Origin of the sequence: Paraburkholderia sp. (assembly GCF_047605525.1) — a bacterium.
GTDB lineage: Bacteria > Pseudomonadota > Gammaproteobacteria > Burkholderiales > Burkholderiaceae > Paraburkholderia.
In genome coordinates, this window is record NZ_JASGFN010000004.1 from 161,479 (window position 1) to 183,055 (window position 21,577).

A 21,577-nucleotide genomic window follows, 5' to 3' on the forward strand; every position below is an offset into this window, starting at 1 on the left:
TCACGCCGCGCGCGGGCGCCTTCTGGCCGGCATCGGCGGATATCCGATCTACGGACACTCGTATGGCGTTCACCCCGATACGCGATACGCGACACGCCGACGCCGCTTTGAAGTATTCTCCGAAATCCATTCAAGTCCGCGCTGAAACAGCCGTTCTAGCGTGGAGTCACGGCGGCCTCGTCGGCCGCACCGGCAACAATTCAAATAATCCGAGCAGCGGGGAATTTCATGCATCGATCGATCGTGCGCACCGGCATCGCAGCCGCCGTCGCCTTCGTCTTCTTTCAACTCGGCGGTTGCGGCAGCGGCGGCGATTCCGGCACGGGCTCGTCGGGCACGCCGGCCCCCACGCCGACCTCGGTAGGCGGCACGGTCGCATCCGGCACCGCGCTCGTCGGCGCAAACGTCACGCTGATCGACGCGACCGGCGCGCAGGCCACCGCGACCACCGACGCGCAGGGCGCGTACAGCCTCTCCGTAAAGGGCATGACGTTGCCGTTCCTGATCGTCGCGAACGACGCGGCCGGTCTGTCCGCGCCGCTCGTCTCCGTGGTCGCGAAGCTGCCGAACAGCACCGCGCCGGCCGTCGCCAACGTGACCACGCTGACCACCGCGCTCGCCGCGATGCTGACCGCGTCCGGCAATCCGCTCGATCTCGCGTCGAGCACGGCGCTCGCGAAAGTCACATTGCCGTCCGTCGAAATCGCGACCATCACGCTCGACACGATCCTCGCGAACATCCTCCAGCAGAACGGCATCCAGATGGCCGGCTTCGATCCGGTCGGCACCGCGTTCACGCCGAATCACACGGGCGCCGATGCGGTGATCGACACCGTATCGCTGGTGACCGCGGCCAACGGCGGGCTGTCGCTGGTGTCGAACGCGGCGCCTGGCACGACCGTCACGCTGAACAGCAAGACCGCGCAGGGCGTCGCGCTCGCCGCGCCGCCAGCCGCCGCGAATTATCTGGAGCCGCTCGCGTCGCTGCTCACCGCGTGTGCCGCGAACGGCGCGCTCGACAACACGTCGTGCTCGCCCGCCATCGACACCGCGTACAAGGAAAGCGGCTCGACCGATCTCGCGATCGCGCACGGGCTGACGGAATCGGTGGTGACCGGCGCGGTGTTCGGCTCGCCGAAGACGCTCGCCTTCTTCACGCGCGGCGGCAAGCAGCTCGCGCTCGTGCAGTTGCCGTTCACGCTCGCGAGCGGCAACCCCGGCGTGCTCTACAGCGTCGCGCAACAGCTCGCGACGCCGGTGACGCTCGCGAACGGCACGCAGCTCGGCTGGGATCTGATCGGCGATCAGTCGTCGTTCGCGGTGGCGATCAAATCGCAAATCCAGCGCAGCACGTTCCTCGATACGCGGCTGAACGACGTGAACCGCTACGAATCGGGGCTCGAAATCACGATTCCGGGCGCGTCGAATCCGACCGTGTATTCGGCATCGGTCACGGGGCCGGGTCTCGCCGCGCCGGTGTGGCTGATGCCGCGCACCGCATCCGGCAGCAGTTCGCTCGGTCTCGCCGATACCGCGTTGAGCGCGCCGCCCGTCGCGCCCGCGACGACCAGCAGCAATACGTCGCTGTACCGCTGGTCGTGGCAGTCGCTGTCGTCGACGGCGAGCTTCACGCCGCCGGCATCGACCGGCTATTACGCGGCGCAAGCGATCGACGCGACCAGCGTGCCGCTCTATTCGACCTATACGGTGACGTTCTACGACAGGAACGGCGCGCAACTCGGCCAGTCGTCGGTGATCAATCCGGGCAGCCCGCTCGGCGCGGCGGCCGGTGGCTCGGTCGCGTGGCCGTCGTTGCTGATGAACGACGCGACGAAACAGTTCCTGACGCCGGGCACGCAACTCGCCGACGTGCAGTACGCGTTGAGCGTCACGTGGTCGAGTCTCGTGAACGGCCTCGACCTGGCGATTCCGGTCAACTCGGTGCAGATTCAGGCGACCGCGCAGTCGAACGCGGGGCTGGTGGAAGCCGACGGATTCTCGGTCGGCCCGATGAACAACACGACGGTCGGGCAATATCAGACGACCGTCAGCGCGGGCGTCGATTCGTCGGGTGCGCAGGCCTGCACGAACTGCCCGTTCCCGGCGCTGACCACGGGCGGCTCGCGGCTCATTCAGTTGGGTGGCGGCCAGAACGGCACCGCGTACTACGACATCACGAAGTACAACGACTGACGTTGCCGAGGTTGATCGCGCGCGGGGGCGATTCAACGTGGGGCGTTTTTCGCCCGGTATCCGGGTGTGGCGGCGTCCGTTTTCGGCTCAAACCGCTGCGTCCGCGAATGCCCGCACCTGCGCGGACTTCACCAGACCTTCGATCATGCGCGCTTCCGCGCTTGCCAGCTCGCTCAACGACGCCGCCGACAACTGCCCGTCGAAAGTCGCGAGCGCCGTGCAAAGCCGCGCATATTCGTCGTCTTCGAGCGACCAGCGACCGTTTTCGCGCTCGCGCAGGTCGAGCCGCACCATCGCCGCGTGCGCGCTTTCGATGTCGGCGAGCGCGTCTTCGCCGAGGCCGATACGTGCGAGTTCCCGCGCCACCAGCAAATGCCGGCTCAGCGTCGTGTGCAGATTGCGCGCGCCGTGGCCGCGGCGGAACGCGTCGAGTGCGGCGTAGGCTTGCAGCAGCATCGTCTGCGTGACCGGCTCGTGCGCGGTGCGGCTGAGGGTCAGTGCGCGCAATAGTGGGGACAGGGCCGACTGGCCGTGCCTGCGAACTCGCGATTTACTGGGCATATCGATTCAACCTCCTTGTCACTGCTGCGCGGCCGGACTTCGGCACGCGGCGACGGCAAACGCGGCGCTCAAAGTCGTCCGACGCTTTTCCCGCCCGACAGTTCACGACACGCGGCGCGCCGTTGATCGGAACCGTATCGCAGGATGCAATGCCCGCATATCGGTTCGAACCCGCCAGATACAAGACGAGCGAACCGCCCCAACGAAAAAAACCCTGTTCCGCGGGGAACAGGGTTGACAGGATGAAACAGTCGACCATGCGCGTGGATGCCTGCCGACTTCTTTTTAGCCAAACCCACTGCTTCAAAGCTGACTTCAACTATCTATCGATTCAAACCGCTAGTGCTATTGCGATTGCAACATCTACCGGGTTACTGCGTTACTCCGTGATGTGGATGGCGCGTTTTACGTTACTGCTACTGCGGGTGACTTACTACCATCAACGGTACGGTTCAGACACGACGCGGGGGAAGATCGCGTCGATGGAGTTCGGTGATTCGTCGCTCCATGGAAAACAGTGTAGGCGCGCAAGCGCGGATGCAATTGCGTGAAGCGAGGGGCATTGGCGGGTTAATTTGACGAATCGATGTAACAGCGCGGCAAGACGCGCGGACGGGTAGTCCGAAACGCAAGGTGAGAAACGAAAAGCGCAATTTGCGAAGCCGGCCGCTTCAAGCTGAACAGGCGCGGCGGCGACGGCGCAACGCACCTCAACCGCGCGTGGAAAAATCGTCGATCGTCAGCAGCACCTTCTCGCCCGGACGCGCGAGCATTTTTCGCTCGGCGATCGCGGTAATGCGTTTGCGTCCATCCGCGAACGTCTGCAGCACGCGCGCTTCGCCCGCGCCGCTTTGCAGCCAGAAGTACTGCTCGAGCGCCTCGCGCGTGACCGAGCATTCGAGATCGCGTCCGCGCGACGAAAACTGGAAAATCACCGCGCGTCCATCTGCCGAGACGCTGGCCGCCGCCTCGATCGTCGTCATGGCCCACCTCCCGACATGGGTTGCGGCGTTCGCCGTGCCGCTCGAACGTCGCCGGAAAATCCGTATGAAACTCGCAGGGGCCGCCGTTGTTGCGCCACTGCCTCACATCTGTTGTTTTACGCCCGCTGGTTGACCCCTCGATGTACATCTCAGTCATTGCGCGCGGGTGGAAAAAAAGCGCTGCGCGCGCGACAATCGACGATAATTCTTACTCGCGCCTTGCACCACAACCGCGTGCCAACCGTGTGCCAAGCGCGCGCCGCAAACTTGTCGACATGTCCGCCCGAGCGCCAGCCCAACAACCCGACTTGATCCTGCGCCCCGCGCAACCGGACGACGAAGCGTTCCTGCTGGAGCTGCGCAAGGCGACGATGACCGAACACCTCACGCGCGCCGGCGAACCGACCGACGACGATGCCCATCGCGCGCGCCTCTTGCATCGCTACGACGCGGCGCAGGTGATCTGCGTCGACGGCGAACCCGCGGGTCTGCTGAAGGCGCATCGCAGCGACGCCGGGTGGTTCGTCGTGCAATTGCAGGTCGCGCCGGCACTGCAAGGGCGCGGCATCGGCGAGCGGGCGCTGCGCACGATCCTGCGCGCCGCCGTGGCCGACGCGCTGCCGGTCGCGTTGGACGTGCTCAAGGGTAATCCCGCGAAACGGCTGTACGATCGGCTCGGCTTCGAGATCGTCGGCGAAGATGAAGCACAGTTTCATATGCGCCTCGCACCGTGCGCGCCGGCGGAAAGCGAAGCAGAACCAATGTCGGATAAAGACTGATACGTGATGAACTCTGATATGACTTTTCGTGATCTGTCAGCTATCGAAAGCTGGCATGCGCACATTTATTTCGATGCGGCGAGCCGCGACACCGCATGGGCGTTTCGCGAGCAGATCGCGGCGCACTGGGGCAACAGGTTGCAGATCGGCCGCTTTCACGAACGACCGGTCGGCCCACATCCGATGTGGTCGTATCAGCTTGCGTTTACGCACGCGCAGTTCGCCGACGTGGTCGGCTGGCTCACGCTCAATCACGGCGCGCTCGATGTGTTTCTGCATCCGAATACCGGCGACGCGCTGCGCGATCATCGCGACGCGGCGGTGTGGATCGGGCGTTCGTATGAGCTGGTGTTGAAAGCGTTGATGTAGCCGGCGCCACACGCCCTGCGCCCCGGTACGGACCGACCTAGATATTCGAATACGAGCTACACCATCCGCGCGACGCCACCTGTTTGTCGCCGAACAACGTGCAGCCGCCGTACGCATCCGAAGCCTTGCCCTGGAACAGCGAACAGTTCGCGCACGATTGCCCCGGCGCGAAGCTCGGGAATTTCGCCTTGTCGACCTTCGACGCATCCGCGACATAGCCGACCGCCCGCGCCTGCGGATCGCTCTCGCTAATCGTATTGGCGGCAGTGGCACCAAACACGGCGCGGGACAACACGAGCGACGAGCCGACGCCCGCGCTCAGCAGCAGAAATTGGCGACGTGATGTTTTCATTTTCGTGTGGCTCCGGATGGGGACTGGCGAATGCTCAATCGAGAAACCGCGCGAATCGCTCGACCGGTTCGCGTTCGGTTCGCAGCGCGTTGACCGGCGCGCTTTCGTCGGCGAAACCGAGCGACATGCCGCACACGAACTGCTCGTTGCCGGGCAAGCCGAGATGTTCGGCAATCAATCGATGAAACGGTATGAACGCGGCTTGCGGACAGGTATCGAGCCCGCGTCCGCGCGCGGCCGTCATGATCGCCTGCAGGAACATCCCGTAGTCGAGCCAGCTACCGAGCTCGAGGCTGCGGTCGATCGTGAACAGCAGACCGACCGGCGCATCGAAGAAACGGAAATTGCGCGAATGCTGCGCGTGCATGCGCGCCTTGTCACCCTTCCCGATGCCGAGCAGCCCATACATATCCCAGCCGATCTTGCGGCGCCGGTCGATAAACGGCGACAGCCACTGCTGCGGATAGTACGGATATTCCTCGCGATAGAGCGCGTCGCGTTGCGGATCGTCGTAAGCGGCAAGCAGTTCGCGCGACAGCCGCGCGAGCGAGTCGCCGGTCAGCACGTACACCTTCCACGGCTGCGTGTTGGTGCCCGACGGCGACCGGCTCGCGGCTTCGAGAATCGCTTCGATGTCGGCGCGCGGCACCGGTGTCGGCAGAAACGCGCGCACCGCACGCCGCGTCATCAGCGCGGCATCGACAGGATTGGAAGGATTGGCGGGAGAGGGCATCGGCGGATGGCGGCAGCGCCAGCGAAGTGGGTCTGCGACGATTCTAGCGCGTGCCGGTCAAAGCCCGCGCGCAAGCACACAGGTCGCCGGAGCGCGATGATCCGCGCGATGCAATACGTAGTGTGTAATTGACGGAGTGTGGCGGAAAAAGCCGCGCTTACAGCAACCCCAGGCACACGATCGCGACAATCGACCCCAGCCCGAGCATCGCGCCCACGGTCTTGCGCTTGTTCAACTCGGTCCACAACAGCACGCCGGTCAGCGACAACAGAATGAGGCTGCACGCGAACGTATCGATCAGCAGTACCCAGCCGACGCTCAGGCCCACGCCCTTGTGCATGTTCGTCAGCATTGCGGGGAAGGTGTTCTCGCTGCGCTTGACCGTCACATAGTTATTGCCGACCCAGTATTCGGCCGACGTATTCTCACGCGGCGACGCGAAAATCAGTTGCCAATGCTCGGGCTGCATCACGCTACGATCACCCCATGCGACGCGACGCTCGGGCTCCTTCTGCACGCGCCCCGGATTGCCGGCGATCTTCAGTTCGCCCTTCAGCCAGCTGGCAAGCTCGCGCGGCGTTTCCGGCGCCGGTTGCGGCAGCGGCATCTGCACGACCGACACCTGCGGCTCCCAGTCGACACCCTGAGCGGGCCGCCGCGATGATTCAGGAAGAACCCGGTGGTGCCGAACAACAGACCGAGCGCGGCCCCCCCACAACCCGACCCAGCCGTGCACCTTGCGCAGCCATTTGATGAAGGTCGCGCGGCGCGAGCGCTGCTGGCGCGACTTGAGCTCATCGTCATCGAGCCGCCGCAACTCGTGCGCGTCGTTCTCACTGTCCGCGGGCGGCCTCATCGGCATGCGTGGCATTGAGCCGTTGAATCGCGGTGTCCATATCGAACAGCAACGCACGATTCTTCGATCACGAGAAATCTTATTGCGCGTAAGCTTGTTATTCAGCAGAACATTACAGCCCATCTTTCAATTCAATAACGAACCGAAAAAGACGCCGCGCACGCGGAACCACGACTGCGTTTATCCTTTTTACAACACCATCGCCGGCGACACGTTCGCGAGCGTCCTCGTTGCCGGCTATTCCCGTTCCTTTCTGGAGTCGACCCATGCAATACCGCCAGTTCGGCCGCACCGGCCTGACCGTTTCACGCCTGTGTCTCGGCACCATGACCTTCGGGCTGCAAACCGAAGAAGCCGCATCGCACCGCATTCTCGACACGGCCGCGGACGCCGGCGTCAATTTCATCGACACCGCCAACGTTTATCCGCTCGGCGGCGGCGAGAATCTGGCCGGACGTACCGAGGAAATCATCGGACGCTGGTTGAAGGGCAAGCGCGAACGCTTCATCGTCGCGACCAAGGCGGTCGGCAAGGTGGGGCCGGCGGCATGGGATCAGGGCGCGTCGCGCAAGCATCTGCTCGATGCGATCGACTCATCGCTGCGCCGCCTCGGCACCGATTACGTCGACCTGTACCAGCTCCATTCCGACGACGCGAAAACGCCGCTCGACGAAACCCTCGAAGCGCTCGACGTGATCGTGCGAGCGGGCAAGGCGCGCTATATCGGCGTGTCGAACTTTCTCGCGTACCGGCTCGCGCGCGCGTTAGGACGCGCGGACGTGCTGCGCGTCGCGCGTTTCGTGTCGGTGCAGCCGCGCTACAACCTGCTGTTTCGCCAGATCGAGCGCGAGTTGCTGCCTCTGGCCGCCGAGGAGCAACTGGCCGTGATGCCGTATAACCCGCTCGCGGGCGGGCTGCTGACCGGCAAGCACCGGCACGATGCGAAGCCCGCCGAAGGGCGTTTCACCGAAACGGTCGGCAAGGCGGGCGCGATGTATCAGGAGCGCTACTGGCACGAGCGCGAGTTCGAGACCATCGGGCAGCTGAAGGCGATCGTCGCGCCGACCGGCGAATCGCTGACGAAGGTTTCGCTTGCCTGGGTGCTGGCGAATCCGCTGATCACGTCGGCGATTATCGGCGCGAGCCGGGCGGAGCAACTGAGCGATACGCTCGCGGCCGCTGATTTCGTGCTCGATGGCGCGCTCAAGACGCAGCTCGACGAAGCGAGCGTGCAATACCGTTGGGGCGACGCGGCGCGGTAGGCGCGTCAGACGGCGCGCCGTCAACGCCCATAGCGCAGCACGGTGCTCGTCGCGGCGAGCACGTGATCCTTGATCGCCGCGAGAAACGCGTCGCGCGTCAAGCCGGCCGGCAATGCGTCGGGCGGCAGATCGAGCGCATAGATCTGCGCGACGTAGTGATGCGGCACGTCGCCGACCGGCGGACATGGTCCGTAGTAGCCGGGACCGCCGGTGCGGTTCGTGCCGGCGACGCTGCCGTGCGGCGCGGCCTCGCCCGCGGCGAGTCCCATCGTGGTCGGCGCGATGCCGTACACGATCCAATGAACGATGCCCAATCCCTTCGCGCCGTCGGGATCGAAAATCGTCACCGCGAAACTCTTCGTGCCGGCCGGCGCGTTCCGCCATTGCAGTGCCGGCGATACGTTGCCGCCGCCGCAATTGTTGGCGCTCGCGGCGTGGCTGGCATCGAGAGTGCCGCCGTCGGCGAGTCCGGGCGACGACACCGCGAATGCCTGCACCGCATACGCATGCACGCTCGCGTAAGCGAGCACCGCGCAGATGCCGACGGAGAGCAGGCGCCGCGCAAAGTTCAGATTGCTTCGAGTCGTCATCGTGAGTCTCCGTGGCGGGAAGGTCGCACGCTCCTTGTCACCTGAACTTGAACCGCCCGATTTTCTGCGTCGCCTCCGGCAACTGCCGCGTCTCGCGCACCGACAGCGGATGCCACAAGCGCGCGCCGCCCTCGATGCCCGCGTCGTTCGACACGGTCGCCACGTTCGCCGGCAACTCGAACTTGATACGCGCCGCGTTGCCGCCGCCGATCCACAGCTTGTCGTAATTGACGAGCGAATTCAGAATGCCGATCACCTTCTCGACGCGCCGGTTCCAGCGCTTGTTGCCGATCTGCTCGCGCGCGGCCTCGCCGATGTATTCGTCGTACGCGACACCCTTCTTGCTCACCGGATGGTGCGCCAGCTCCAGATGCGGCATCAGCTCGCCGTCGCGGAACATCGCGGTGCCCGCGCCGGTGCCGAGCGTCAGCACGAATTCGAGGCCGTGTCCTTCGATCGCGGCGAAGCCCTGCATCTCCGCATCGTTGATCATGCGCACCGGCAGACCGCCGAGGCGCTGCGCGAGCGAATCCGCGAGCGGGATGTCATGCCAGCCCTCGATGCCGAAGTGCGGTGCGGTCAGGATGCGGTTGTCGCGCACGACACCCGGAAAGCCGATCGAGATCATCGCGGGCGGCGCCTGCTCGATGAGCGGCGCGACCAGTTGCGCGAGCGTGTCCACGAGCTGATCCGGCGTGCACGGATGCGGCGTCGCGACGCGCACGCGCTGGGTCTTCATCTGTCCATCGGCGCCGATGATCGCGGCCTTCAAACCGGTGCCGCCGACGTCGATCGCCAGAATGTTTTCGGCGCCACCTGTCGCCGCGCGCTTCGTCGTGTTCTTCGCTGTGTTCTTCGTTGCGCTCCTCGTCGTACCTTTCGTCGCGCTCTTCGTTGCCGCGCCCTTCTTCGCTGCCGCGTTCTTTCTGCCTGTTGTCACGATATCCCCCGTTGCGTGAATGCGAGTGTTAGCACGTGTGTTGAACTGCCGTGGCATTACTTCTTTTCGACCGTATCGCGTTGCAACGGCCGCCATGCGTGGCCGTCGCGCGCAAGCAGCGCATCGGCCTGCGCCGGCCCTTCGCTGCCGGCCGCATAACCGTGCACGGCAATGGCGCCGCCGCTTTTCGGATGCAGCACATCGTCGACCGCGCACCAGCTCGTCTCGATGCTGTCGGCACGCTGGAACAGCGTCTCGTCGCCCAGCATGCAGTCGTACAGCAGCGTTTCATAGCCGACATTCGCGCGCTCGGCGAAGAAGTCGTTGTAGTCGAACGACGACTGCACCGCGCCGACCTGCATCACGGGTCCCGGTGTTTTAACGTTGAAATCGAAGCTCGTGCCGTGCGCGGGATCGATGCGCAACGTCAACACGTTCGGCGTCAACGCATCGACCGGCGTGTCGCGGAACAGGCGAAACGGCACCGGCTTCAACTGCACCGAAATCTCGGTGCGGCGCGCGGCGAGCCGCTTGCCGGTGCGCAGATAGAACGGCACGCCGGCCCAGCGCCAGTTCTCGACGAACACCCGCGCCGCCGCGTAGGTTTCCGTCGTGCTGTTGGGCGCGACGTCGGGCTCTTCGCGATAGCCGACCCCGGCCGGTCCCTTTTCGTACTGGCCGAATACCACGTCGTCGCGCGTGAGCGGCTGGATCGCGTCGAACAGGTCGGCTTTCTTGTCGCGCACCGCTTCGGCGTCGAACGAATTGGGCGGTTCCATCGCGACCATGCCGAGAAGCTGGAACAGATGGTTCGGCACCATGTCGCGAAACGCGCCGGTCTGCTCGTAAAACCTGCCGCGCCCTTCGACGCCGATCGTTTCCGCCGCCGTAATCTGCACGCTGTCGATATATTCGCGCCGCCAGATCGGCTCGAACAGCGCATTTGCGAAACGCACCGCGAGAATGCTCTGCACGGTGTCCTTGCCGAGAAAATGATCGATGCGATACACCTGCGACTCGTTCGCGCAAGACAGGATATGCGCGTTCAGGTCGCGCGCCGACGCGGCATCGGTACCGAACGGCTTTTCGATCACGAGATGGCGAAAACCGCCGTTCGCGCCGTCGCCTTCTTTCAGCAAACCGGCCTTGCCGAGACGATCGACGATCGGCTTGAAAAAGCGCGCGCCGACCGCGAGGTAAAAAATCACGTTGCCGCTCTGCTGCTGCGCAAGCTTCTGCTTGAGCTGCGCGAACGTATCGTCGGATTCGAATTCGCCCGCCATGTATTCGAGGCGTTGCGCGACCCAATTCCACGCGTTGTCGTCGAGTTTGCCGGCGTGGAACGTGCTGGCCTTGTCGGCGGCGAACTGCTGCAGCGACTTGTGCAGATCCTCCACCCATTCGCTGGTTTCACGCTCGCCGTGATTGACGCCGACGATCTTCATGCCGTCGTCGAGCAGCCCATCCACCGCGAGGTTGTAGAGCGCGGGCATCAGCAGACGCCGGGTCAGGTCGCCGCCGGCGCCGAAGATCACCAGCGTGCACGGCGGCGCCGGCTTCTTGCCGGCCGGCGACGACAGCGCATCGTGCGGGCTCGCGCTGAGCTTGCAGCTACGCGCGGAGGCTGTGTCGGGTTGAGAAGAAGAAGAAGAAGAAGCGGAGGGGTTGGGTGTAGTCGACATGAGATTCACTTGGACCTGGACGAGCCAATGGATACGTGAAAGACCGCGCACGGCCCCGCACAGTTCAATCACGATCATGCAAGCTGTGCGGCATTCCGCTTGTATGACGTATGTAATCTCGCGCGTGAGTGCGACAACCGCGGCCGTGGCGCGCTTACTTCGTCGTCGTGGCCGCGAGTGACGGCGCGGCTTCTTGCGCTGGCGTGGGCGCGGAAACCACGGGAGCCGCCGTCACCCCAGCCCCGGCCGGAATCGGTGCCCGCGCCACCGGCTCGCCCGCCAGCGGCACATTGCCCGAAGCCCCCATCGCGCGCGGCTGCAGCAGCAACGCGACCAATCCGGTCCAGCCGGTCTGGTGCGACGCGCCCACCCCACGCCCGTTATCGCCGTGAAAGTACTCGTGAAACAGAATCAGATCCTGCGAGCGCGGGTCCGCCTGCAATAGCGGATACGTGCCCATTACCGGCCGCTCGCCGTCCGTGTTCTTCAGGAACAGCGTGGTCGCGCGGCGCGCGAGTTCGTCGGCGATTTCGCTCAGCGAGAACTTCTGCCCGGACCCGGTCGGATACTCGACACGAAAATCGTCGCCGTAATAGCGGTGAAATTCATACAGCGATTCGATCAGCAGATAGTTGACCGGCATCCACACCGGGCCGCGCCAGTTCGAATTGCCGCCGAACACGCGCGTGTCGGACTCGGCCGGCAGATATTTGACGCAGAAGCTGTTGCCGTCGTGCTGCAACACGAACGGCTGATCGCGATGGAAACGCGACAGTGCGCGCACGCCATGATCGGAAAGAAATTCGCTTTCGTCGAGCACGCGGCGTAACAATGCCTTCATCCGATGCCCGCGCAGCAGCGACAGCAGCAGCGCATTGCCCTTGCCCGGCTCGTTCCAGCGCGACACGAGCCTCGCGAGATCGGGCCGATGTTCGAGGAACCACACGAGCCGCTCGCGCAATCCCGGCAAACCGCCATGCAAACGCTCCTCGAGCACGTGCACCGCGAAGAGCGGAATCAGTCCGACGATCGAGCGCACGCGCATCGGGAAACTACTGCCGTCGGGCAGGCGCAGCTTGTCGTAGAAGAACTCGTCCTGGCTGTCCCACAGGCCCGTATCGCAGCCATCGTCGCAACTGACGGCTTCCGCGATGTACAGGAAGTGCTCGAAGAACTTCACGCCGATATCGACGAACACGTGGTTCGCATACGCGAGTTCGAGCGCGATGCGCATCAGGTCGAGCGCATACGCGGCCATCCACGCGGTGCCGTCGGCCTGGTCGATATGGCCGCCGGTCGGCAGCGGCGACGAGCGGTCGAAAATGCCGACGTTGTCGAGCCCGAGAAAGCCGCCCTGAAAAATATTGTGGCCGTCGGCGTCCTTGCGATTCACCCACCACGAGAAATTCAGCAGCAGCTTGTGAAAAACGAGTTCGAGGAAATCGCGATCGGCCTTGCCGGTCAGCGCGCGGTCGATCTCGTACACACGCCACGCGGCCCATGCATGCACGGGCGGATTCGCGTCGCTGAGCGCCCATTCGTACGCGGGCAACTGCCCGTTCGGATGCTGATAGCGGTCCTTCACGAGCAGCAGCAGTTGCTTCTTCGCGAACGCGGGATCGATCAGTGCGAACGCCGCCGCGTGAAACGCGAGGTCCCACGACGCGTACCACGGGTACTCCCATTTGTCCGGCATCGACACGATGTCCGCGTTGCACAGATGCCGCCAGTCCACGTTGCGGCCGTGCTTGCGCTCGGCGGGCGGGGGCGGCTGCAACGGATCGCCGTCGAGCCAGCGCTGCACGTCGTACTGGTAGTACTGCTTCGACCACAGCATGCCGGCGAGCGCCTGGCGCTGCACGAGGCGCGCGTCGGGATCGGCGATCTCGTGTTGCAGCGCGCCATAGAATTCGTCGGCCTCGGCGATGCGGCGCGCGAAGACCGCGTCGGCGTCGAACGGTGCGTCGTCGGCAGCGGATTGCGAGCGCCAGCGCAGATACACGACCGAGCGCGCATGGGGACCGAGTTCGAGCGCCGCATGCGCGGCGGCCTTGGTGCCCGCGTCGTGGCGAATCGCGTTCGCGTCGCCGTGCACCAGATAGTCGTTGAAGCCGTCCTTGAACGGACCCGCGCCGTCCATGTTGAACAGGCGCTTCACGTTCGTGTCGTTTTCGCAGAACAGCCACGCAAGCCGCGGCACGTCGGGAGACCATGCGGTCACCACGATCGGCTCGTGCACGTGATGATGGCCGACGAGATGCACCGCGCCGTCATGGTCGGTGCTCATCACGAGCTTCGGCTTGTCCCTGTTCTCTCTCCATGACCACGAGTTGCGCGCCCAGATCTGCGGCAGCACGTCGAGCGACGCGGCCTGATCCGCGCGATTCTCGATCGTCACGCGCATCACGATGTCGTCGGGCGTGTGCTTCGCGTATTCGACCTGCACGTCGAAATAGCGCGAATCCTCGAATACGCCGGTATCGAGAATCTCGTACTCCGGCATATCGCCGCCGCGGCGCGCGTTTTCCTCGATCAGGTCTTCGTACGGATAAGCCGCGTGCGGATACTTGTAGAGCATGCGCATGTACGAATGCGTCGGCGTGCCGTCGAGATAGAAGTACAGCTCCTTTACGTCCTCGCCGTGATTGCCCTGCGAATTCGTGAGGCCGAACAGGCGCTCCTTGAGGATCGGGTCCTTGCGGTTCCACAGCGCGAGCGACACGCACCAGTTGAGCCGGTCGTCGCCGAAACCGGCAATGCCGTCTTCGCCCCAGCGGTATGCGCGGCTGCGCGCATGGTCATGCGGAAAGGAGTCCCACGCGGTGCCATTTGGGCTGTAGTCCTCGCGCACCGTGCCCCACTGGCGCTCGCTCAGATACGGGCCCCAGCGCTGCCAGCGGCCGCAGTCGGCCGAATGCAGCCGGGAACCTTCGATGGTGGCAAGCAGATTGGCGGGGCGCAGCGGGGGCATGAGGGAATCCTTGCAACAGGCCTGGCGAGACGGGACCCACATCGTAGCGCGGTTTACGCGCCGGTGCGCTCCGCCTGGGCCAGCAGGTTCTCGATGCGCAGCAGCTCGCCGAGCGACCACGCCTGGAACGGCGTGCCCGCGGGCGTATGCGGCGCGTCGCCATCGGCGATTTCGGACAGGTGGTCGAGCCCCGCATGGTCGAGATGCGCATACAGCGGATCGAGAAAACGCGCCCGCGCCTGCGCGCGGTTTTCAGCGCTCGCGCCATGCGTGCGCAGCCACGCTTCGACGAACGGACCGATCAGCCACAGCCACACCGTGCCCTGATGATAGGCGCCGTCGCGCGCGAGCGGCGGGCCGCCATAGCGGCCGCGATAGGCGGGATCGGACGGCGCGAGCGAACGCAGCCCGAGCGGCGTGAGCAGTTGCGCTTCGACCTGGCCGAGCACCGCGCGCGCCGCCTCGCCTTCGAGCAGCGGAAACGGCAAGCCGCCGACGGCGAAAATCTGATTCGGCCGGATCGCGCGATCCACCGTGCCCGGCACATGATCGACGTCGACGTTATCGAACAGCGCCTGCGTGTCCGGATCGACGAAACGCCGATGAAACGCGAGCGTCGCGCGCTCCGCCTGCTGCCGCCATTGCGGGTTCCATGCCGACGCGATCCGCAGCGCGTTGATCCACAGCGCCTGCACTTCGACCGGCTTGCCGATGCGCGGCGTGACCACCCAGTCGCCGACTTTCGCATCCATCCACGTGAGCTGCACGCCGGGGATGCCGGCGCGCAGCAGGCCGTCTTCGGCGCAGGCGCCGATGTTGAAGCGCGTGCCGTTCGTATAGCCGGTGAGGATCGCTTCGGCCGCCTGTTGCAAGTGCGCGCGCGTGGCCGTGCTTGCGTGCGGCGTCGCCAGATAGTCGTGCACGGCGACGATGAACCACAGCGACGCATCGACGGAGTTGTATTCGGGCGTGTCGCCGTAATCGGGGAAACGGTTCGGCAGCATCCCTTCGGACAGCGTGCCCGACCATTCGAGCAGGATCGCTTCGGCGTCGGCGAGACGATTCGACGCGATCAGCAAGCCGCGCATCGCGATGAAGGTGTCGCGCCCCCAATCGGTGAACCACGGGAAACCCGCGAGGATCGTGCGGCCTTCGTTGCGCGTGACGACGTAGGCGTCGGCGGAACGTTGCAGGCGCGAGCCGAGCGCGGTGCGGCGTTGCTGTTCGGTGCGCGCAAGCGCGTCGGCGTGCGCGGCGGTTTGGGCTTTATCGCTTGCGTTCTCCGTTGCGGCGATGCCCAACGCGCTCAGGATCATCAGCGCGTCGCCAGCGGCAAGGTTGAAGCTGAATACGCCGGGCGTCGCGAGATCTTCGGTGCAATCGAGCCCGCGTTCCTGCTCGCGCACATAGCAGAAGTTGCGATACCAGTCGGGCGCGTGCGTGTAAGTGCCGTTCGTCGCCGCACGGATGACCGGCAGGCCGCCGTATGGCTGCCAGTTCACGCACGACTGGTCGTCGCTCGCCCGCGCATTGAAGTTGAACGCGGGATTCTCATGATGCAGCGCGTGATAGTCGCGGCCCGACAGCAGCGGCCTGACCTTCAGCACCGGCGCATCGACATCGCCGCCTTCGAGCCGCCAGCGCAGCACCGTTTCGCAGGTCGCCTTGCTGACGAACACTTCGGCTATCACCACCGTCCGCGCATCGACCCGCACGCGCCACGTCGGCCACGGCGCGGTATCGAAGCTGACCACGCTGCCGCGCAGATCCGGATAGATCACGTCGGGCCCATAGCGTTGCATGCTCAACGGATACCGCTGCCCGCCCGCTTCGAGCCACGCCTCCACGCCGTTGACGAGCACCATCCGCCCGCCCGGCGCGCGCGTCGCGGCGAGCAGCAACGCGTGATAACGGCGCGTGCGCAGCATGCCAACCGTGCCCGACGCGAAACCGCCGAAGCTGTCCGCTTCCAGCCATTCGTCTTCGAGCCGCGCGAGGTCGAGAGGTGATTCGATGCGTGTCATGTCATGCGTGCCCATGCAAAAACGTCGTGCACAAGACCATAACGCAGATGTCATAGATGGCGATACCGTGACCGTTGTCCTTCTCGCCACTTTCCATTTACTTTCGATAACCCAACGAATTGACGAAAGTTATGCCACGCGCAAACGTTTCACAATTATTTCTTGAAAGGATTGGAGACTGCATCCGCTTTCACCGAACCGGATGCAGACATGAGAAAGACGAGGCTCATGGCGAGTGCAACCTTGCTTGCACTCGCAACGATGGCGTTGAACGGTTGCGGCGCGGACGACGGATCGTCCGCGAGCACTCCTTCAACGACGAACTCCGCCGCTAACGACGCGGCGCCGCCTCCTGCGACGGCGACGGCAACATCACCGGCGCCTTCGGCAGTCGCCGCGCTTCCCGGCGCTTCCACACCGGGCATCAGCGACGCGGCAAACAGCGCAAGCGCCGCCTCCGACCCGATCGCGCAAAACATGCAGGCCAATCTCGCGGCCGACAGCCAGCAGGTCGCACCGGTGATGCGTTACGCACCCGGCGACAGCGCGAGCAACTAGCCGGCAACCCGGACCCCACGACGAATCCGACGTCCCCCCGGCGCGCGCACGCGCGCTATTCTTCCCCAACGCAGAAGGTGATATCCGATGACATCAACCAGCCGTCGCCGTTTCCTGCAGACCGTGGCTTCATCGGCGGGCGCCGCCGCCGCGATGACCGCCTTGCCCGAGTCGATCCGCAACGCACTGGCCATACCCGCGTTCTCGCGCACGGGCACGATCCGCGATGTCGAGCACATCGTAGTGTTCATGCAGGAGAACCGTTCGTTCGACCACTACTTCGGCCATCTGCGCGGCGTGCGCGGCTATAACGACCGCTTCCCGATTCCGCTGCCGGGCGGCCAGCAACCGGTCTGGTATCAACCGTCGAAGGAAGACCCGACCAAACCGGTGCTGCCGTTCCACCTGAACACGCAGACGACGAGCGCGCAGTGCGTCGGCGATCTCGATCACAACTGGTATCCGACGCATTACGCGATCAACAACGGCGCCTACAACCAGTGGCCGCAGTACAAGACGGACATGACGATGGGCTACCACCTGCGTGGCGACATCCCGTTCCATTACGCGCTGGCCGATGCGTTCACGGTGTGCGACGCCTACTTCTGTTCGATGCCGGGACCGACGCACCCGAACCGAGCGTATCTGATGACGGGCATGGTCGATCCGAGCGGCACGATGGGTGGTCCGCTGCTCGACAACAACGATTTCGTGGACAACGACTTACCGCCGAAGTACCAGTTGCTGTCGTGGACGACCTATCCCGAACGCCTGCAGGCCGCGGGCATTTCGTGGCAGGTCTATCAGCAGGGCCTGACGGGCGCCGATCCGCTGAACGGCAACTACGGCACCAACATCCTGCAGAACTTCACGAACTTCATCGACGCGCAGCCGGGCTCGCCGCTCTATGAGCGCGCGCAGACCGTGCGCACGATCGACGACCTGAAGGCCGACGTGCTCGCGAACCGCTTGCCGCAGGTGTCGTGGCTGTGCCCGCCGGCCGCGTACTCGGAGCATCCGAGCTACACGCCCGCATACGGCGCCGAATACACGTCGCAGATTCTCGATGCGCTGACGTCGAACCCCGAGGTGTGGAGCAAGACGGTGCTCTTCATCATGTACGACGAGAACGACGGCTTCTTCGATCACATCGTGCCGCCGCAACCGCCGACGACGTCCGCGCAGGGCAAGTCGACGGTCACGACCGACGGCGAGATCCACGACGTCGTCAATCCGCTGCGCGGCGGCAGCTATACCGCCGACGGCCTGCCGTACGGCCTCGGCCCGCGCGTGCCGATGACGATCGTGTCGCCGTGGACCAAGGGCGGCTTCGTCTGCTCGCAGGTGTTCGATCACACGTCGGTGATCCGCTTCATCGAAACGCGCTTCGGCGTGCATGAGCCGAACATCACGCAGTGGCGCCGCGCGGTGTGCGGCGACCTGACCACCGCATTCGACTTCCGCACGCCGGACTCGAAGATGCCGCCGCTGCCGGACACGAGCAACTACAAGAGCATCGCCGACAACCAGTGCGCGACCCAGCCGAAGCCGACCGTACCCACGACGCCCGGCCCGGTCGATGCGCAGGAAGCGGGCATCCGTTTCGCGCGCGCATTGCCGTATGAACTGCACGTGAACGGCTCGGCGGATGCGGGCAGGAACACGTTCGAGATCTCGTTCGGCAACACCGGCGACCAGGGCGCGCACTTCTACGTATACGCGTCGAATCGCACCGATGGTCCGTGGCGCTATACGGTCGAGGCGGGCAAGTCGCTCAGCGATACGTTCGATCTGAGCGCGACGAACGGCGTGTATTCGTTCGAGGTGTTCGGTCCGAACGGCTTCGTGCGCAAGTTCGCGGGCAATACGCAGGCGAGCGTGCAAAGCACGCAGAACGGACATGACCGCGGCCACGGACATGGCAATGGCACGCCCGCGAAGCCCGAAGTGACCGCGCAATACGACGTCGCCAACGGCAACGTGTTCCTGAAGTTCACGAACAACGGCGGCGGCATTGCCCGCCTCGCCGTGACCGACAACGCGTACGGCGCGCGCCCGCGCACCGTGCTCGTGCCGGCGCATGCGCATATCGAGGAAGGCTGGGTGCTCGCGTCGAGCCATCACTGGTACGACCTGACGGTGACGAGCAGCGACGACGCGAGCTTTTCGCGCCGCTTCGCCGGTCACGTCGAGAACGGCCGGCCGAGCATCAGCGATCCGGCGGCGGTCGCGCCGGTGCTCGTGGTGAGCTGAGGTTTTCGCTTACGACTCTTGCAGGCTCTTGTAGCGTGATTCGGCATCCCGTTTCGCCCGTGCGGCGGACAGGATGCCGATTTCATTTCATGCCGGTGTTTTTACTTGCATTTGATCTTCAATCGAGCAACGCGAGCACGTCGTCATACAGCGCACGCGGAATCTTCACGCCATCGCGCATGCTGCGCCCGCGCGCATCGAAACGCCGCTGCGAAGGCAGCCGCGCGCCCTGCCCGGTCACCGCGCCGAAGAGCTTTTCGGCGCGCGCCAGCCCCGCCTCGTAGCCATCGCCGAGAAACACCTTCGGATCCAGCGCGATCAGCAGTTCGCCATGACACGGCGTCGCGCCGGCGCCTTCATCGAACGCCTGCGACTCCATGCTCGTGAGATCGCCGATCAACGCGCCGGCCAGCAATTCGATCATCGCCGCCAGCGCCGAGCCCTTGTGGCCGCCGAACGTCTGCATCGCGCCTTGCAGCGCAGCCTGCGCATCGGTGGTCGGCCGGCCTTCGCTGTCGATCGCCCAATGCGAAGGAATCGCCTTGCCTTGCCGCGCATGCAGCTCGATATCGCCACGCGCGATCGCGCTCGTCGCGAAGTCGAACGCGAACGGCTCGCGCCCCGGCCGCGGCCATGCGAACGCGAGCGGATTCGTGCCGAACACCGGCTGCTTACCGCCGGCCGGCGCGACCCAGCTATGGCTCGGATTCATCGCGAGGCCGACGAGTCCTTCACGCGCGATCGCTTCCACCTCGGGCCACAGCGCCGAGAAGTGAAAGCAATGGTTGATCGCCATCGCCGCGATGCCCTGGCGCCGCGCCTTCTCGAGCAGAACCGGCAAGCCGGTTTCGAACGCGAGCAGCGAGAAGCCGTAGTGCGCATCGACCGCGACGATACTCGCCGACACGTCGCGCAACGTCGGCTCGGCCCGCGGATTCACCTTGCCGATACGCAGCGAACGCGTGCACACGAGCAGCCGGTAGATGCCGTGCGAATGACATTCGTCGCGCTGGCCCTGCGTAATCACGCGCGCGATCGCGTCGGCGTGCGCGTCGGACATGCCGTGCCGCGTCAATACACGAAACGACAGGTCGTGGACTTCGTCGAGCGTGAGCACGACATCCGTCGCATCAGCGGTCATGCTGGCTCCTTCGTTCATCGATCGTCGCCGGCATCGAACCGCATCGGCGCGAGCGGCACGCGCATTGACGCAATTCGCGAAAGCGATCGCTCTGACTAGATGCCGACGTCCGGCAGCGACGGACGCGTGGCCACCGCCTTCGCGACGATCTCCTTCACTTCTGCGAGCGTGTCGCCCTGCAGCGCGAGACGCGGCGGACGCGTGACGGCGCTGCCGCGGCCGAGCAGTTCCTCGCACAGCTTGATGCATTGCACGAGGTCGGGACGCGCGTCGAGGTGCAGCAGCGGCATGAACCAGCGGTACAGCGACAGCGCTTCGTCGTAACGCTTCTGCGTGGCAAGCCGGAACAGCGTCTCGCCTTCCTTCGGAAACGCGTTGGACATGCCCGACACCCAGCCTTGCGCGCCGACCGCGATGCTTTCGACCACCACGTCGTCGAGGCCGGCGAACAGCACGAAGCGATCGCCGACCGCGTTGCGCAGATCGATGAAACGGCGCGTATCGCCCGACGAATCCTTGAAACAGACGATGTTCTCGCAGTCCTGCAACGCGATCAGCACGTCCGGCGTGACGTCGTTCTTGTAGATAGGCGGGTTGTTGTAGATCATCACCGGCAGATCGGTGCTGGTCGCGACCGCGCGGAAATGCGCGGCGGTTTCGTGCGGCTTCGCGGAATAGACGAGCGCCGGCATCACCATCACGCCGTCCACGCCGACGCGCGCGGCTTCGCGCACGGTCTGGCGCGCGAACTCGGTCGTGAACTCGGCAACACCCGCGATGACCGGTACCTTGCCGCCGGCGGCATCGCGCGCGGCTTCGATCACCTGCAATTTTTCCGACGTGCTCAGCGACGTGTTTTCGCCGACCGTGCCGCAGACCACGAGGCCCGACACGCCGTCCTTCACGAGATTGCCGACCACGCGATGCGTCGCGTCGATGTCGAGCGAAAAGTCAGGCCTGAACTGGGTGCTGACGGCGGGAAACACACCGCTCCACTGGATAGCCTTGCTCATTGTGCCCCTCTCCTTCAAAACGCCGGCCGCGCCGACACCTGTTGATGTATGGCAACGAGTATCGGCTTTTATCTTCGGGTGGGCTTGGGCTTTTTCGTAGCCGAAAGAGATTAAATCTGCACAATCGCCGGGGCGCAAAATCACCGGACCTGGCCGGGTTTTTGGGTTTGCACCAAGACAGGGTCTGGCTGTGGCGACAACCTCACGTGACGCTTGCGGCACGCACCGATGCCGACTCCGGCACAGGACCCATCCGGGAGGATGTCGTGGCCACGAGGCGTGGCGTCCCGCATGCCGCGGCACGCCCGCCTCGCTCG

Annotated in this window: 17 protein-coding genes and 2 pseudogenes; 5 read left to right on the plus strand and 14 right to left on the minus strand. The window is 64.9% G+C overall.

Translation table 11 applies throughout. The features are described 5' to 3' along the window. Nucleotides 1-228: 228 nt before the first annotated feature. The gene (locus tag QM685_RS07380) at nt 229-2,193 is read left to right on the plus strand and encodes a hypothetical protein (protein WP_415114279.1); all 1,965 of its coding nucleotides are present in this window, start codon (nt 229-231) and stop codon (nt 2,191-2,193) included. Nucleotides 2,194-2,280: 87 nt separating this feature from the next. Here the strand turns inward: QM685_RS07380 and QM685_RS07385 are convergent, their stop codons facing one another. Both QM685_RS07385 and QM685_RS07390 read right to left on the minus strand, forming a co-directional pair. After that, on the minus strand, nt 2,281-2,754 hold the full coding sequence (locus tag QM685_RS07385; RefSeq protein WP_415114280.1) for a hypothetical protein: 474 nt from the start codon (nt 2,752-2,754) through the stop codon (nt 2,281-2,283). 710 nt (nt 2,755-3,464) lie between these two features. Next, complete coding sequence (locus tag QM685_RS07390; protein ID WP_415114282.1) at nt 3,465-3,737, minus strand: DUF1488 family protein; 273 nt, start codon at nt 3,735-3,737, stop codon at nt 3,465-3,467. Between the two features lie 275 nt (nt 3,738-4,012). Here QM685_RS07390 and QM685_RS07395 point away from each other — a divergent pair, with 275 nt between their 5' ends. Together QM685_RS07395 and QM685_RS07400 are read left to right on the plus strand one after the other, a co-directional pair. Continuing rightward, on the plus strand, nt 4,013-4,516 hold the full coding sequence (locus QM685_RS07395) for a GNAT family N-acetyltransferase (protein WP_415114715.1): 504 nt from the start codon (nt 4,013-4,015) through the stop codon (nt 4,514-4,516). Between the two features lie 18 nt (nt 4,517-4,534). Next, nucleotides 4,535-4,885, plus strand: coding sequence for a DOPA 4,5-dioxygenase family protein (locus QM685_RS07400; protein WP_415114284.1), 351 nt, complete (start codon nt 4,535-4,537; stop codon nt 4,883-4,885). A 37-nt stretch (nt 4,886-4,922) separates the two neighbouring features. Here the strand turns inward: QM685_RS07400 and QM685_RS07405 are convergent, their stop codons facing one another. The 4 genes and pseudogenes from QM685_RS07405 to QM685_RS07420 form a co-directional block, all read right to left on the minus strand. After that, nucleotides 4,923-5,237, minus strand: coding sequence for a high-potential iron-sulfur protein (locus QM685_RS07405; protein WP_415114286.1), 315 nt, complete (start codon nt 5,235-5,237; stop codon nt 4,923-4,925). Between the two features lie 34 nt (nt 5,238-5,271). Further along, nucleotides 5,272-5,970, minus strand: coding sequence for a nitroreductase (locus QM685_RS07410; protein ID WP_415114288.1), 699 nt, complete (start codon nt 5,968-5,970; stop codon nt 5,272-5,274). 157 nt (nt 5,971-6,127) lie between these two features. Then, a pseudogene (locus QM685_RS07415) lies at nt 6,128-6,832 on the minus strand (PepSY-associated TM helix domain-containing protein). Then, nucleotides 6,804-6,884: pseudogene (locus QM685_RS07420) on the minus strand (PKHD-type hydroxylase); the annotation flags it as partial. The pseudogenes QM685_RS07420 and QM685_RS07415, both read right to left, overlap by 29 nt. A 208-nt stretch (nt 6,885-7,092) precedes the next feature. On the opposite strand from QM685_RS07420, the gene QM685_RS07425 reads away from it, so the two are divergent. Further along, on the plus strand, nt 7,093-8,088 hold the full coding sequence (locus QM685_RS07425) for an aldo/keto reductase (protein WP_415114290.1): 996 nt from the start codon (nt 7,093-7,095) through the stop codon (nt 8,086-8,088). Nucleotides 8,089-8,108: 20 nt separating this feature from the next. On the opposite strand, the gene QM685_RS07430 is transcribed toward QM685_RS07425, so the two are convergent. From QM685_RS07430 to QM685_RS07455, 6 genes are all read right to left on the minus strand, one after another. Then, complete coding sequence (locus tag QM685_RS07430; protein ID WP_415114292.1) at nt 8,109-8,678, minus strand: YbhB/YbcL family Raf kinase inhibitor-like protein; 570 nt, start codon at nt 8,676-8,678, stop codon at nt 8,109-8,111. A gap of 37 nt (nt 8,679-8,715) precedes the next feature. Continuing rightward, complete coding sequence (locus QM685_RS07435) at nt 8,716-9,618, minus strand: ROK family protein (RefSeq protein WP_415114294.1); 903 nt, start codon at nt 9,616-9,618, stop codon at nt 8,716-8,718. Between the two features lie 56 nt (nt 9,619-9,674). Then, nucleotides 9,675-11,300, minus strand: a complete 1,626-nt coding sequence (gene zwf, locus QM685_RS07440) for a glucose-6-phosphate dehydrogenase (RefSeq protein WP_415114296.1) — start codon at nt 11,298-11,300, stop codon at nt 9,675-9,677. Between the two features lie 154 nt (nt 11,301-11,454). Beyond that, the gene (locus tag QM685_RS07445) at nt 11,455-14,271 is read right to left on the minus strand and encodes an MGH1-like glycoside hydrolase domain-containing protein (RefSeq protein WP_415114298.1); all 2,817 of its coding nucleotides are present in this window, start codon (nt 14,269-14,271) and stop codon (nt 11,455-11,457) included. Nucleotides 14,272-14,324: 53 nt separating this feature from the next. Beyond that, entirely contained in the window at nt 14,325-16,295 is a 1,971-nt protein-coding gene (locus QM685_RS07450) for an amylo-alpha-1,6-glucosidase (RefSeq protein WP_415114300.1), read from the minus strand. Nucleotides 16,296-16,450: 155 nt separating this feature from the next. Then, the gene (locus QM685_RS07455) at nt 16,451-16,774 is read right to left on the minus strand and encodes a hypothetical protein (RefSeq protein WP_415114302.1); all 324 of its coding nucleotides are present in this window, start codon (nt 16,772-16,774) and stop codon (nt 16,451-16,453) included. Nucleotides 16,775-16,940: 166 nt separating this feature from the next. Here QM685_RS07455 and QM685_RS07460 point away from each other — a divergent pair, with 166 nt between their 5' ends. Next, the gene (locus QM685_RS07460; RefSeq protein ID WP_415114304.1) at nt 16,941-19,106 is read left to right on the plus strand and encodes a phosphocholine-specific phospholipase C; all 2,166 of its coding nucleotides are present in this window, start codon (nt 16,941-16,943) and stop codon (nt 19,104-19,106) included. Between the two features lie 118 nt (nt 19,107-19,224). Here the strand turns inward: QM685_RS07460 and QM685_RS07465 are convergent, their stop codons facing one another. Further along, on the minus strand, nt 19,225-20,247 hold the full coding sequence (locus QM685_RS07465; RefSeq protein ID WP_415114306.1) for an Ldh family oxidoreductase: 1,023 nt from the start codon (nt 20,245-20,247) through the stop codon (nt 19,225-19,227). Between the two features lie 95 nt (nt 20,248-20,342). Further along, entirely contained in the window at nt 20,343-21,260 is a 918-nt protein-coding gene (locus tag QM685_RS07470; RefSeq protein ID WP_415114308.1) for a dihydrodipicolinate synthase family protein, read from the minus strand. Nucleotides 21,261-21,577: the final 317 nt, after the last annotated feature.

Excerpts from the sequence above, each read along its gene's own strand:
- QM685_RS07455 (WP_415114302.1), bottom strand. The coding sequence starts at position 16,774 with ATGTTTTGCGCGATCGGGTCGGAGGCGGCGCTTGCGCTGTTTGCCGCG.
- QM685_RS07400 (WP_415114284.1), top strand. The coding sequence starts at position 4,535 with ATGACTTTTCGTGATCTGTCAGCTATCGAAAGCTGGCATGCGCACATT.
- QM685_RS07450 (WP_415114300.1), bottom strand. The coding sequence starts at position 16,295 with ATGACACGCATCGAATCACCTCTCGACCTCGCGCGGCTCGAAGACGAA.
- QM685_RS07395 (WP_415114715.1), top strand. The coding sequence starts at position 4,013 with ATGTCCGCCCGAGCGCCAGCCCAACAACCCGACTTGATCCTGCGCCCC.
- QM685_RS07380 (WP_415114279.1), top strand. The coding sequence starts at position 229 with ATGCATCGATCGATCGTGCGCACCGGCATCGCAGCCGCCGTCGCCTTC.
- zwf (WP_415114296.1), bottom strand. The coding sequence starts at position 11,300 with ATGTCGACTACACCCAACCCCTCCGCTTCTTCTTCTTCTTCTTCTCAA.
- QM685_RS07430 (WP_415114292.1), bottom strand. The coding sequence starts at position 8,678 with ATGACGACTCGAAGCAATCTGAACTTTGCGCGGCGCCTGCTCTCCGTC.
- QM685_RS07465 (WP_415114306.1), bottom strand. The coding sequence starts at position 20,247 with ATGACCGCTGATGCGACGGATGTCGTGCTCACGCTCGACGAAGTCCAC.
- QM685_RS07390 (WP_415114282.1), bottom strand. The coding sequence starts at position 3,737 with ATGACGACGATCGAGGCGGCGGCCAGCGTCTCGGCAGATGGACGCGCG.
- QM685_RS07470 (WP_415114308.1), bottom strand. The coding sequence starts at position 21,260 with ATGAGCAAGGCTATCCAGTGGAGCGGTGTGTTTCCCGCCGTCAGCACC.
- QM685_RS07460 (WP_415114304.1), top strand. The coding sequence starts at position 16,941 with ATGACATCAACCAGCCGTCGCCGTTTCCTGCAGACCGTGGCTTCATCG.
- QM685_RS07405 (WP_415114286.1), bottom strand. The coding sequence starts at position 5,237 with ATGAAAACATCACGTCGCCAATTTCTGCTGCTGAGCGCGGGCGTCGGC.
- QM685_RS07445 (WP_415114298.1), bottom strand. The coding sequence starts at position 14,271 with ATGCCCCCGCTGCGCCCCGCCAATCTGCTTGCCACCATCGAAGGTTCC.
- QM685_RS07410 (WP_415114288.1), bottom strand. The coding sequence starts at position 5,970 with ATGCCCTCTCCCGCCAATCCTTCCAATCCTGTCGATGCCGCGCTGATG.
- QM685_RS07425 (WP_415114290.1), top strand. The coding sequence starts at position 7,093 with ATGCAATACCGCCAGTTCGGCCGCACCGGCCTGACCGTTTCACGCCTG.
- QM685_RS07385 (WP_415114280.1), bottom strand. The coding sequence starts at position 2,754 with ATGCCCAGTAAATCGCGAGTTCGCAGGCACGGCCAGTCGGCCCTGTCC.